The sequence below is a fragment of the Candidatus Endoriftia persephonae genome (assembly GCF_023733635.1).
Lineage (GTDB): Bacteria > Pseudomonadota > Gammaproteobacteria > Chromatiales > Chromatiaceae > Endoriftia > Endoriftia persephonae.
Map to the genome: position 1 here is coordinate 2,882,300 of NZ_CP090569.1, position 11,893 is coordinate 2,894,192.

At 59.1% G+C, this 11,893-nt stretch carries 10 protein-coding genes and 1 riboswitch; of the genes, 6 read left to right on the forward strand and 4 right to left on the reverse strand.

All coding sequences use genetic code 11. The features are described from left to right. Positions 1 to 207: 207 nt before the first annotated feature. The 3 genes from gap to L0Y14_RS12965 all read right to left on the reverse strand — a co-directional run bounded on the left by gap (position 208) and on the right by L0Y14_RS12965 (position 4,166). Complete coding sequence (gene gap, locus L0Y14_RS12955; RefSeq protein ID WP_005965605.1) at positions 208 to 1,212, reverse strand: type I glyceraldehyde-3-phosphate dehydrogenase; 1,005 nt, start codon at positions 1,210 to 1,212, stop codon at positions 208 to 210. Positions 1,213 to 1,293: 81 nt separating this feature from the next. Next, positions 1,294 to 3,282: a transketolase gene (gene tkt, locus L0Y14_RS12960; protein WP_005965607.1), complete on the reverse strand. Its 1,989-nt coding sequence runs from the start codon at positions 3,280 to 3,282 to the stop codon at positions 1,294 to 1,296. A gap of 326 nt (positions 3,283 to 3,608) precedes the next feature. Beyond that, a complete protein-coding gene (locus tag L0Y14_RS12965; RefSeq protein ID WP_039960513.1) occupies positions 3,609 to 4,166 on the reverse strand; it encodes a thioredoxin family protein in 558 nt (185 codons plus the stop codon). 168 nt (positions 4,167 to 4,334) lie between these two features. Here L0Y14_RS12965 and metK point away from each other — a divergent pair, with 168 nt between their 5' ends. From metK to metF, 3 genes are all read left to right on the forward strand, one after another. Then, on the forward strand, positions 4,335 to 5,507 hold the full coding sequence (gene metK / locus L0Y14_RS12970; protein WP_005965611.1) for a methionine adenosyltransferase: 1,173 nt from the start codon (positions 4,335 to 4,337) through the stop codon (positions 5,505 to 5,507). A 116-nt stretch (positions 5,508 to 5,623) separates the two neighbouring features. Next, positions 5,624 to 5,708: riboswitch (S-adenosyl-L-homocysteine riboswitch) on the forward strand. Positions 5,709 to 5,728: 20 nt separating this feature from the next. Beyond that, positions 5,729 to 7,132 (forward strand): adenosylhomocysteinase, encoded by a 1,404-nt coding sequence (gene ahcY / locus L0Y14_RS12975; protein WP_006474824.1) that lies wholly within the window; start codon positions 5,729 to 5,731, stop codon positions 7,130 to 7,132. 94 nt (positions 7,133 to 7,226) lie between these two features. Next, positions 7,227 to 8,078: a methylenetetrahydrofolate reductase [NAD(P)H] gene (gene metF / locus L0Y14_RS12980; RefSeq protein WP_006474825.1), complete on the forward strand. Its 852-nt coding sequence runs from the start codon at positions 7,227 to 7,229 to the stop codon at positions 8,076 to 8,078. A gap of 32 nt (positions 8,079 to 8,110) precedes the next feature. Here metF and trmJ read toward each other — a convergent pair whose 3' ends face one another. Beyond that, positions 8,111 to 8,836 carry a tRNA (cytosine(32)/uridine(32)-2'-O)-methyltransferase TrmJ gene (gene trmJ / locus L0Y14_RS12985; RefSeq protein ID WP_006474826.1) on the reverse strand — a complete coding sequence of 242 codons (726 nt, stop codon included), beginning with the start codon at positions 8,834 to 8,836 and terminating at the stop codon, positions 8,111 to 8,113. A 91-nt stretch (positions 8,837 to 8,927) separates the two neighbouring features. On the opposite strand from trmJ, the gene L0Y14_RS12990 reads away from it, so the two are divergent. The 3 genes from L0Y14_RS12990 (at position 8,928) to L0Y14_RS13000 (ending at position 11,865) form a co-directional block, all read left to right on the forward strand. Continuing rightward, positions 8,928 to 9,725, forward strand: a complete 798-nt coding sequence (locus L0Y14_RS12990; protein ID WP_039960277.1) for an inositol monophosphatase family protein — start codon at positions 8,928 to 8,930, stop codon at positions 9,723 to 9,725. 139 nt (positions 9,726 to 9,864) lie between these two features. Continuing rightward, a complete protein-coding gene (locus L0Y14_RS12995) occupies positions 9,865 to 10,107 on the forward strand; it encodes a hypothetical protein (RefSeq protein WP_005963845.1) in 243 nt (80 codons plus the stop codon). A gap of 129 nt (positions 10,108 to 10,236) precedes the next feature. Then, entirely contained in the window at positions 10,237 to 11,865 is a 1,629-nt protein-coding gene (locus tag L0Y14_RS13000; protein ID WP_005963848.1) for a methyl-accepting chemotaxis protein, read from the forward strand. Positions 11,866 to 11,893: the final 28 nt, after the last annotated feature.

Consider the following 11,893-nt stretch of genomic DNA (forward strand, 5'->3'; position numbering starts at 1 on the left):
TCCTTCATAAGTGTTCTAAAAGATATGACTGTTTGGTAAACCACCTCTCAGCCGAGAAGTCGCTTAACGAACAGCCAGCGTAGGCTGGGTCGAGTGAACGAAATCCCGCAACAACAATCTGTTGGGGTTCGCCATGCTCAACCCAACCTACCGGCTAGCAGCAAATTGTGTACCCACTGCTAGCCGAAGGCTGGACAAGGCTATCAGTTACGCCGATACGTGCTTCACAAAGCGCAGCATGTTGCAGGTGTAGCCGTACTCGTTGTCATACCAGGAAACCACCTTGATGAAGGTGCCATCCAGTGCGATGCCAGCACCTGCATCGAAGATGGACGAGTTACCGCATCCGCGGAAGTCGGTGGAAACAACCTTCTCGTCGGTGTAACCCAGAGTCTCGCTCATCGGACCGGATTCGGAGGCTTCCTTCATGGCCGCACAGATGTCGTCGTAAGACGCATCTTTTTCCAGCTCAACAGTCAGGTCGACTACAGAAACATCAGAGGTCGGTACGCGGAAGGCCATACCGGTCAGTTTGCCGTTCAGCTCAGGCAGTACAACACCCACAGCTTTGGCAGCACCAGTGGAAGACGGGATGATGTTTTCCAGGATACCACGGCCACCACGCCAATCTTTCATGGAAGGACCGTCAACGGTCTTCTGGGTAGCGGTTGCAGCGTGAACGGTGGTCATCAGGCCACGCTTGATGCCCCACTTGTCGTTCAGGACCTTGGCGACAGGTGCCAGGCAGTTGGTGGTGCAGGAAGCCGCGGAAACGATGGCCTGGCCTTCGTAGGTCTCGTGGTTAACACCGTGTACAAACATGGGGGTGCCGTCTTTGGAAGGCGCAGACATGACAACCTTCTTGGCGCCTGCGTCGATGTGCTTCTGGCAGGTCTCTTCGGTCAGGAAGAAGCCAGTGCACTCGATAACCAGATCGGCGCCGATGTCGCCCCAGGCCAAGTTGGCCGGATCACGCTCAGCGGTCAAACGGATGTTCTTACCGTTAACAACCAGGTTGCTGCCGTCTACAGCGATGTCGCCATCGAAGTTACCATGTACGGAGTCGTACTTCAGCATGTATGCGAGGTAGTCAGCGTCCAGCAGGTCGTTGATACCAACGACTTCGATGTCACCAGCGAAATCCTTAGCGATTGCGCGGAAAGCCATGCGGCCGATACGACCGAAACCATTAATACCTACTTTGATAGTCATGTTTGATTCTCCGTTAAAACGTAATATTTTGTCGTTAATTGATCTGCTTAACGGACGCCTCGCGGCGTCCGTTGCAATGCCTTAGGCGGAAACTTCGTTGATCGCTGCGACAACGTTTTCCACGGTGAAGCCGAACTCTTTGAAGAGCTGACCCGCCGGTGCGGACTCACCGAAGCGATCAACACCGATCACCTTGCCGTTCAAACCGACATATTTGTACCAGCTATCAGTGACCGCGGCCTCGACTGCCACGCGGGCGGTGCAGGCAGCCGGCAGCACGGACTCTTTATAATCCGCGTCCTGGGCATCGAAGACGTTGGTGCAGGGCATGGAGACCACACGCACCTTCTTGTCGGACTCGGCCGCAGCCTTGACTGCCAGATCGACTTCAGAACCAGTGGCGATGACGATCACATCTGGAGTACCGTCGCAGTCGACCAGCACGTAGCCGCCCTTGGCGATGTCGGCGATCTGCGCGTCGTTACGTTTCTGGTGCTGCAGGTTCTGACGGGAGAAGATCAGGGTGGAGGGGCCGTCCTTCTTCTCTACCGCGCACTTCCAGGCCACTGCGGTCTCGACCGCATCGGCAGGACGCCAGGTATTCATATTGGGGATCATACGCAGGGTCGGAATCTGCTCGACTGGCTGATGGGTCGGGCCGTCCTCACCCAGTCCGATGGAGTCGTGAGTGTAGACGAAGATCGACTGAATCTTCATCAGCGCCGCCATGCGCAGGGCATTGCGAGCGTACTCGGAGAACATCAGGAAGGTGGCGCCATAGGGGATAAAACCGCCGTGCAAAGTGGCACCGTTCATGATGGCGGACATACCGAATTCGCGCACACCGTAGGAGATGTAGTTGCCGTCGGCGTGACCCTCAGTGATTGCCTTGCAACCGGACCAGGAGGTCAGGTTGGAGGGGGTCAGGTCGGCAGAGCCGCCCAGAAACTCAGGCAGTAGCGGACCGTAACCGTTGAGGGTGTTCTGGGAGGCCTTGCGGGTCGCAGGGGACTCAGCCGCTGCATTGACGGAAGCGATGAACTTGTTGGATTCCTCTTCCCAGTTGGCAGGCAGTTCGCCGGCCATGCGGCGTTTGAACTCGGCGGCCAGCTCGGGATGTGCGGCCTCGTAAGCGGCGAACTTCTCATTCCAGGCAGACTCGGCGGCTGCACCAGCATCCTTCGCGTCCCAACCGGCATAGATATCTTCCGGGATCTCGAATGGACCGTAATTCCAGTCCAGCTGCTCGCGGGTCAGCTTGATCTCATCATCACCCAGCGGCGCACCGTGGCAGTCGTGGGTACCGGCCAGGTTCGGAGAGCCGAAACCGATGGTGGTCTTGCAGCAGATCAGGGTCGGCTTATCGGTAACCGCCTTGGCCGCTTCGATCGCCGCGTTCAGGGCGTCTGCATCGTGACCATCGACACCAGGGATGACGTGCCAGCCGTAAGCCTCGAAACGCTTGGGGGTATCGTCAGTGAACCAGCCCTCGACGTGACCGTCGATGGTGATGCCGTTGTCGTCCCAAAAGGCGATCAGCTTGCCCAGACCCAGAGTACCGGCCAGGGAGCAGGCTTCGTGAGAGATACCTTCCATCATGCAGCCGTCGCCCATGAAGACGTAGGTGTGATGATCGACGATCTCGTGGCCGCGACGATTGAACTGGGCCGCCAGGGTCTTCTCGGCCAGCGCCATGCCCACACCGTTGGTAATGCCCTGACCCAAGGGGCCGGTGGTAGTCTCAACGCCGGGAGCGTAACCGTACTCGGGATGCCCCGGAGTTTTGGCGTGCAACTGACGGAAGTTCTTTAGGTCATCCATACTGAGGTCGTAGCCGGTCAGATGCAGCAGGGAGTAGATCAGCATCGAGCCGTGACCGTTGGAAAGGATGAAACGGTCGCGGTCGGCCCAGTCCGGGTTGGCCGGATTGTGCTTCATGTGGCCGTTCCATAGGACTTCGGCGATGTCCGCCATACCCATGGGCGCACCGGGATGGCCGGAGTTGGCTTTCTGCACGGCATCCATGCTCAAAGCGCGGATGGCATTGGCGAGTTCTCTGCGTGAGGACATTGATCACTCCTGATTTAGATGTACAAATCTTATCTATCGGTTTGCTCGGGACTCTGCCAGAGGGTAATGCCCCGGCCTGCAGCCCGAAAACGGCGGCATCTCCGCCATCCTGAAACGGGGGTATCCATCTCGCCGCTGTCTGGCTCTCAAAATCGAGCCTGCAGATGCCAGCCGCGGACAAAAGGTGAGCTATTCTGCCCCAACAAAAATGTCTGGGCAAAGAAGAAGCCCTTATAGGTGCGATAAAGAATGCTGATGAAAACTCCAATACTCATTATTGGTTTTTTATTTCGACCTCCAGTCAACAAACCGCCCTGTCCCGGAAATCACTCGTCAAGCCACTTGATCGAGCACCCCATGCTCGGAATCTGCTGCTGTGGGCCCTGGGCAGTCTCCGCCACCTGCTTCATCGCCTCAAACAAGTCGCGCCGCACATCGGCTGCCGCCGCCTGCTTGCGGCTTTCATCAAGACGCCCACGATACTGCAACTCAAGGCTGGCGTTGTAGCCAAAGAAATCCGGGGTGCAGACCGCACCATAGGCCTTGGCCACCGCCTGAGTCTGGTCTAGCAGATAGGGGAAAGGGAAGTCGAACTCCTCCGCGACACGCTGCATATTCTCAAAAGAGTCCTCCGGATATTCGCTGGGATCGTTCGACATAATCGCCACCGAATTCACGCCCAGACTCTTCAGCTCCCTGGCGTCGCGCACGATGCGGTCGCGGATCGCCTTCACATAGGGGCAGTGATTGCAGATGAACATGACCAGAAGGCCCTTCTCACCCCGGCATTCGCCGAGCGACCATACTCTGCCATCGACACCAGGCAAACTGAATTCGGGCGCCCCGTGACCAAAATCACATACCGGCGTTTGCAGTGATACCATGCTCTTGCAACCCTGTGAGTAGTTGATTGAAATTCCGGCCGGCATTATGCAAAAAGCAAAACCAGGTGTAAAATCGCCGCCTTTGACCAGGGATAGCCACACTACCTAGGCGCGGGTCCAGCATTTCTTTCACCTTCCCCCGAAGGACCAAGCACGGAAATAAATACCATGGCCAGTGAATATATCTTCACCTCCGAATCTGTCTCAGAGGGGCACCCCGACAAAATGTCCGATCAGGTATCGGATGCCATCCTCGACGCCATCCTGGCAGAAGACCCCCACGCCCGAGTCGCCTGTGAGACCCTGTTCAAGACCGGCATGGTGATGATCGCTGGCGAGATCACCACTACCGCCAAGCCCGATTACGAAGCGATCATGCGCCAGACTATCAAGGAGATCGGCTACAATAGCTCCGAGATGGGGTTCGACTGGGAGACCTGCGCAGTGATGACCGCCATCGGCGTACAGTCCCCCGACATCAACCAGGGTGTCGACCGCTCCCGCCCCGAGGACCAGGGCGCCGGCGACCAGGGCATCATGTTCGGCTATGCCACCAACGAGACCGACGTGCTGATGCCGGCCCCGATCCAGTACGCCCACCGCCTGGTGGAGCGCCAATCTGAGGTGCGCAAGAGCGGCGAGCTCGACTGGCTGCGCCCCGATGCCAAAAGCCAGGTCAGCTTCCACTACAAGGATGGCAAGCCAGTCAGCATCGACGCGGTGGTGCTCTCCACCCAGCATGCCGATGTGCTAAGCGAAGCGGCCCTTCGCGACGCGGTGCTGGACGTCATCGTCAAGCCGGTACTGGAACCCACCGGCCTGCTGACCAGCGACACCAACATCCACATCAACCCCACCGGCAAGTTCGTGATCGGCGGCCCGATGGGTGACGCCGGCCTCACTGGCCGCAAGATCATCGTCGACACCTACGGCGGCGCGGCGCGGCACGGCGGCGGCGCCTTCTCCGGCAAGGACCCCTCCAAGGTCGACCGCTCCGCCGCCTATGCCGGCCGCTATGTCGCCAAGAACATCGTCGCCGCCGGCCTCGCCGAGCGCTGTGAAATCCAGGTCTCCTACGCCATCGGCGTGGCCAAGCCAACCTCGATCATGCTCGACACCTTCGGCACCGGCAAGATTGCCGACGAGAAGATCATCGAACTGGTACACAAACACTTCGACCTGCGACCCTACGGCATTCTAAAGATGCTCGACCTACTCAACGCAGCGCAGATCAAGTACCGCAAGACCGCCGCCTACGGCCACTTCGGCCGCGAGAACGAGGGCTTCACCTGGGAGAATACCGACAAGGCGGTGGTACTGAAAAACGACGCGGGGCTTTAAGGCCCAGTCAAGATAAGGGGGTCGGAGTCGATACGAGATAATACCATACGATTAACCTAGTTACTCGCCGGATCGACTCCGACCCCGGCCAGAAAAATTCAAAATCACACATCCTCTCCTCCGAGGAGCGCTGCAACGGGCAACAACGCCCGCCAGGCTCGGAGCGAAGGAAAAAATCGTAAAAAACCGCGCTCACTCACGATATTCAGGAGTTGATTACCATGAGTGAGTTTACTGACTACAAAGTCGCTGACATGTCCCTGGCCGATTGGGGCCGCAAAGAGATGCGCATCGCCGAGACCGAGATGCCAGGTCTGATGGCACTGCGTGAGAAGTACGGCGAATCCAAGCCACTGACCGGTGCCCGCATCACCGGCTCCCTACACATGACCATCCAGACCGCAGTACTGATCGAGACCCTGGTGGAGCTCGGTGCCCAAGTGCGCTGGTGTTCCTGCAACATCTTCTCCACCCAGGACCACGCCGCCGCCGCCATCGCCGCCGCTGGCATCCCGGTCTACGCCTGGAAGGGCGAGACCCTGGAAGAGTACTGGTGGTGCACCGAGCAGGTCATCAACTGGCCTGGCGACCAGGAACCCAACATGATCCTGGACGATGGTGGCGACGCCACCCTGCTGGTACACAATGGCGTGAAATTCGCTGCCGAAGGCGTCCCAGAGCCCAAGGATGACGACGCGGACGAGTGGAAGGTCATCCTGAGCGTACTAAAGCGCTCACTGGCAGAAGACCCGACCCGCTACAATCGCATGGCCGAATCGATCCGCGGCGTCACCGAAGAGACCACCACCGGCGTGCATCGTCTCTACCAGATGGTCGAAGCAGGCGAACTGCTGTTCCCCGGTATGAACGTCAACGACTCAGTCACCAAGTCCAAGTTCGACAACCTCTACGGCTGCCGCGAGTCACTGGTGGACGGCATCAAGCGCGCCACCGACGTGATGATCGCCGGCAAGGTCGCCGTGGTCTGCGGCTACGGCGACGTGGGCAAGGGCTCGGCCCAGTCCCTGCGCGGTCTCGGCGCCAACGTATGGATCACCGAGATCGATCCGATCTGCGCCCTGCAGGCGGCGATGGAAGGCTACCGGGTGGTCACCATAGAAGATGCGCTGCCGGTGGCCGACATCTACGTCACCACCACCGGCAACAAGGACATCATCACCCACGACCATATGGCCGCCATGAAAGATCAGGCCATCGTCTGCAACATCGGCCACTTCGACAATGAGATCGACATCGCCGGCGTACAGAAGTATGAGTGGGAGAACATTAAGCCGCAGGTCGACCACATCATCTTCCCTGACGGTAAACGCATTATCATGCTGGCCGAGGGCCGTCTGGTGAACCTGGGCTGCGCCACCGGCCACCCCAGCTTTGTCATGTCCAACTCCTTCACCAACCAAGTGCTGGCGCAGATCGAGCTGTTCACCAAGCCCGAAGAGTACCCGATCGGCGTCTACATCCTGCCGAAGAAGCTGGACGAAGAGGTGGCCCGTCTGCATCTGGATAAGATCGGCGCCAAGCTGACCGTGCTGACCCAGGAGCAGGCCGACTACATCGGCGTTCCCGTGGAAGGTCCCTACAAGGCCGATCACTACCGCTACTGATCCTTCAATCCGATAGGCGACGGCCCGGACCACCTCACCCCGTTTTACAGCGGTGGGAGCAGGCCGGGACGTCGCCGTTTGGCAGGAGTCATCGATGACATCCCAGACAAAAACAGCGCCATCGATTAGCTTCGAACTCTTCCCGCCCAAGACGGGGCAGGGTTTCGAAAACCTCAAGCGCACTATCAGCCAGCTCAACCAGGCCAAACCTGAGTACTTCTCGGTCACCTACGGGGCCGGCGGTTCCACCCAGGAGCGTACCTTTGCCAGCGTCGACTGGCTGCGCGAACAGGGCATAGAGACCGCCCCCCACCTCTCCTGCATCGGCGCCAGCGTCGAGGAGACGGTGGCGATCCTGCAGCACTACCGGGATCAGGGGGTAAACCGCATCGTCGCGCTACGCGGCGACCTACCCTCCGGCGCCGGTCTTGGCGCCTTGGGGGAGCTCAACTACGCCAACGAACTGGTCAGCCTGATCCGCGAGCGTTTCAGCGATCAATTCCGCATCGAGGTGGCGGCCTACCCCGAGTTTCATCCTCAGGCACCCAACCCGGAGACCGATCTGGCCAACTTTAAACGCAAGGTGGATGCCGGCGCCGATAGCGCCATCACCCAGTATTTCTACAACCCGGACGCCTACTTCCGCTTCGTGGACGAGTGCAGCCGACTAGGTGTTGAGATCCCGATCATCCCCGGCATCATGCCGATCACCAACTACAGCAGTCTGGTGCGTTTCTCCGATGCCTGCGGCACCGAGATCCCGCGCTGGATTCGCAAACGGCTAGAGGGTTTTAGCGATGACCTGGAGAGCATCCGCGCCTTCGGTCTCGAGGTGGTCACGGAACTCTGCCGCCGTCTGCTGGAGGGCGGCGCACCAGGGCTCCACTTCTATACTATGAACCAGTCGGAACCGACCCTGAGGCTCTGCGACAGGCTCGGACTCTAAGAAGCCGTTAAATGAATCTGGGCCTAGGAGCCTCAGCGGCGCATTGATTTGCGCCCCTGGGCGGCGCTGAGGATGCCACGCAGAATATTGATCTCATCCCGGTCAGGGCGGGCGCGATGGAACAACGCGCGCAGGCGGCGCAGCAGTTTGTCGGACTGGCGCGGGTCAGCGAAGCCGATATCCTCCAATGCCTGGGCGAGATGGGTGTAAAAGCCCTCCAGCATCTCGGCGCTGGCCACCTCTCTGGGGGCACGCAGCGGCTTATCCGCCTCCTCCAGCGAGGCGAGATAGACCTCATAGGCGAGCAGCTGTACCGCGGCGCCCAGGTTGAGGGAGCTGTAGTCGCTATTGGTTGGGATATGCACCAACAGATTGCAGCGATCCAGCTCCTCATTGCTCAGGCCGGAGTTCTCGCGACCAAACACCAGCGCCACCTCACCCACCGCCGCCTCTTCGATCACCTGGCCACCGCACTCGCGGGGGTTCAACACCGCCCAGGCGACTGAGCGTTCCCGGGCGCTGGTGCCGATCACCAGCCGACAACCCTGCAGAGCCGAATCCAGGTCATCGAAGATCTCCGCCGCATCGAGCAGATCCTGAGCGCCAGAGGCACGCGCCACCGCCTCTTCGCTCGGATAACGTTTTGGCGCCACCAGGCAGAGGCGGCTCAGGCACATATTTTTCATTGCCCTGGCCACCGCACCGATATTGCCCGGATGGCTGGTCTCGACCAGCACAATGCGAATATTTTTCAACATGGCACGGCAGCCTACCAAAGCCGGCTATCGCCGCCAACTTGAAGGCACTCGCTCTTTATCCTCCAGCACGCTTGCTGTATCCTCGCCGCCCATGAATCCGATGGTAACCATAGCTGTACGCGCCGCCCGTGAGGCATCCAAGGTCCTGCTCCGCTACTACGAGCGGGCCGATGTCCTGAACATCTCCGAGAAAGGGCGCAACGAGTTTGTCTCCGAGGTCGACCGCAACGCGGAACAGGTGATCATCGAGGTGCTGCGGGAAAAATATCCCAACCACGCGATCCTCGCCGAGGAGAGCGGCACGCACGCCGGCGATGACTACCAGTGGGTGATCGACCCGCTGGATGGCACCACAAACTATCTCCACGGCTTCCCCCAGTTCGCCATCTCCATCGCGATGAAGCACAAGGGGCGGCTGGAACTGGGCGTGGTCTACGACCCACTCCGCGACGAGATGTTCACCACTAGTCGCGGTTCCGGCGCACTGCTCAATGATCGCAAGCTGCGGGTCAGCAACCGCAAAGGACTGAAGGGCGCACTACTCGGCACCGGCCTGCCCTATCGGGACTTCCGCTTCCGCGATCAGTACATGGGGATGCTCAATGAGCTGATCGAAGAGACCGCCGGCGTGCGCCGCCCCGGCTCAGCCGCGCTCGATTTTGCCTATGTGGCGGCAGGCCGGCTCGACGGCTTCTGGGAGCTGGGGCTCTCCGAATGGGATTTTGCCGCCGGCGCCCTGCTGGTGCGCGAGGCCGGCGGCATGGTCACCGACATCGGCGGCGGTGAGCGCTACCTCGAAACCGGCAACGTGATCGCCGGCGGCATCAAGGTGCATAACGCTATGCTGCGCAAGATCCGCCCCCATCTGGATGACAAGCTGAACGCCTGATCTACCACCACGCCGCAGCCGCCACACTTCGGCAAGCGTGTTAACCCACTTCCCGAGCCAACCCTGCCCGGCTCAAGAATTCCCGCCCGATACCGTTACCGGAGTTAACTCAAGCAACCAGTAACCAGCGGGCTTTATCATGGCGCGAAACAATGAGTTTGATCCCCCTCTCAGTGATCAGGCGCTGGAACTGATCATGCGGGATGTGCTCGACAGCCTCCAGGATACCTCGCTGCAGAGCGCTTTTAGCGCCAACCCCTTTCCGGTTGAGATCATCTCTATCGAAAAGGTGACGCATCCCTGCCAGGAACCTCACAGCACTGCGAGCGATTCAACCGCAGAGATCATCTATCCTGCCTGCTTCCGCAAGATCGCAGTCTGAATTTCTACCCCTTATCCCTCTCATTTCCTGCGCAGAATCGTTGATCAGCGGCCCCACAGTAGAATCTAAAGTTCTAACCAAGTAAGCCGATTCCTGTTTTAGCGACCAGAATCCCTGAGGTTTCTTGCGATGAATTCACTCGATAAATTGCTTTCAAACATCCCCTGGAAGGCAAAGATCATCGGCCTGATTATGTCATTCATCGTTATCTTCGGTGTTACCGCATTGATCGCCGGATTCCTCATTGATCGACAAAACCACGCCACCCAGAGCACGGTCAGCCTGGCACTAGAGCGGCTTGACGCGGCAACCAACGCCCGTAACGCAGTCTTGGATATGGCGCGCGCCAAGGCGGAGCTGATTGCAGCCGAAGAGGCGGGGCAAATCCGTAAAAACGCCATCGGCATGATCCGCGCTGCCGCCATCCTCGATGAGAACATCCAGCTGCTGGAGCAGAAGCTGCCTGATCAGCCAAAGGTGAGCGAGCTTGCCGCAGAACTCAAGAGTATCCGCCCGGTAGAAATCCAGATCATCAAGTTAGGTAAAGCCAACAAGGACCAGGAGGCCTTTGGCAAGATGCAGTCGGTCCAGGCCTCGATAAAGAAGATCGCCGGTCTGTCGGACGAACTGGTGACAACAGAACGCGAGACTCTGCTACAGGGTATGCAACAGAGCATCACCGCGAGCCGCACCATCCTGATCAGTATCGGGATCGGACTTGCGATTGCCTTTGGCATCGGCCTATTGATCAGCATTATCGCCGCCAATCTGCTCACCCGGCCGCTGCTCCACACCGCCAAGGCCATCGATGCACTGGCATCGGGTGATCTCAGCATCCAGGTGAACGCCTATGGCAGGGATGAAACCGGCCAGACCCTCAGCGCACTGCAGACCACCATAAAAAAACTGCACAACATCATCTCCGGGTTGCACACTAACTCTTCGCGGCTGTCACAGGAGGCCGAGCACCTCAACACCTCTGCATCGGATGCCTTTGCGGTCTCACAAAAACTGCATCAGGGGGTACAGCGTATCCAGTCGGATACCTCAGTGGTCTCAACCGCCACCGACAATGCCACCGCCCAGCTCAACGTGGCCGCCAACAACGCGCAATCCACCGCCCAGTCCGCTGCAGCAGCGGCCAATCAGATGCTGGAGATGGTCACAACCTTCGAGCGTTTTCAGCAGGAGATGGAAGGCACGGTGGAGACTACCCGCAAGCTGGCACAGGCAGCGGAGACGATCACCTCAGTGGTTGGCACCGTCAACAATATCTCGGAGCAGACCAATCTGCTGGCCCTCAACGCCGCCATCGAAGCGGCGCGAGCCGGGGATCATGGACGAGGCTTTGCAGTGGTCGCCGATGAGGTGCGTCATCTCGCCACCAATACCCGGGAGGCCACCGAACAGATCCAGCAGATGGCGGATACCATCTCTTCCAGTGTCGATTCTACCGTCAGCGCTCTTGGCACCGCCCTGAAAGATGCACGCAACCACATCAACGACCTACAAGAGATTGCTGCCAGTTCCAGCCAGGGCAGTGAGCAGGCCCGTGATCTGCAACAGGTCATGCATCAAGTGGTTGATCTAATGACCGAGCAACAGAACGCCGTCTCCGGTATTACCTCCGCTCTCGGCGAACTCGTGCAGTTGTCTGAATCCTCCAATAGCAACGCAGAGAGTCTACGTGCCTCCTCCTCCAGTCTCACAAACAGCGCTGAAGAACTGCAGTCCACCGTTCGACAATTCACCCTGTAGCACGGCCCCTAAACCTGCGGACACCTCA

Coding starts and splice junctions, on each gene's coding strand:
- L0Y14_RS12965 (WP_039960513.1), bottom strand. CDS start 4,166: ATGGTATCACTGCAAACGCCGGTATGTGATTTTGGTCACGGGGCGCCC.
- L0Y14_RS12995 (WP_005963845.1), top strand. CDS start 9,865: ATGGCGCGAAACAATGAGTTTGATCCCCCTCTCAGTGATCAGGCGCTG.
- ahcY (WP_006474824.1), top strand. CDS start 5,729: ATGAGTGAGTTTACTGACTACAAAGTCGCTGACATGTCCCTGGCCGAT.
- metF (WP_006474825.1), top strand. CDS start 7,227: ATGACATCCCAGACAAAAACAGCGCCATCGATTAGCTTCGAACTCTTC.
- L0Y14_RS12990 (WP_039960277.1), top strand. CDS start 8,928: ATGAATCCGATGGTAACCATAGCTGTACGCGCCGCCCGTGAGGCATCC.
- L0Y14_RS13000 (WP_005963848.1), top strand. CDS start 10,237: ATGAATTCACTCGATAAATTGCTTTCAAACATCCCCTGGAAGGCAAAG.
- gap (WP_005965605.1), bottom strand. CDS start 1,212: ATGACTATCAAAGTAGGTATTAATGGTTTCGGTCGTATCGGCCGCATG.
- metK (WP_005965611.1), top strand. CDS start 4,335: ATGGCCAGTGAATATATCTTCACCTCCGAATCTGTCTCAGAGGGGCAC.
- trmJ (WP_006474826.1), bottom strand. CDS start 8,836: ATGTTGAAAAATATTCGCATTGTGCTGGTCGAGACCAGCCATCCGGGC.
- tkt (WP_005965607.1), bottom strand. CDS start 3,282: ATGTCCTCACGCAGAGAACTCGCCAATGCCATCCGCGCTTTGAGCATG.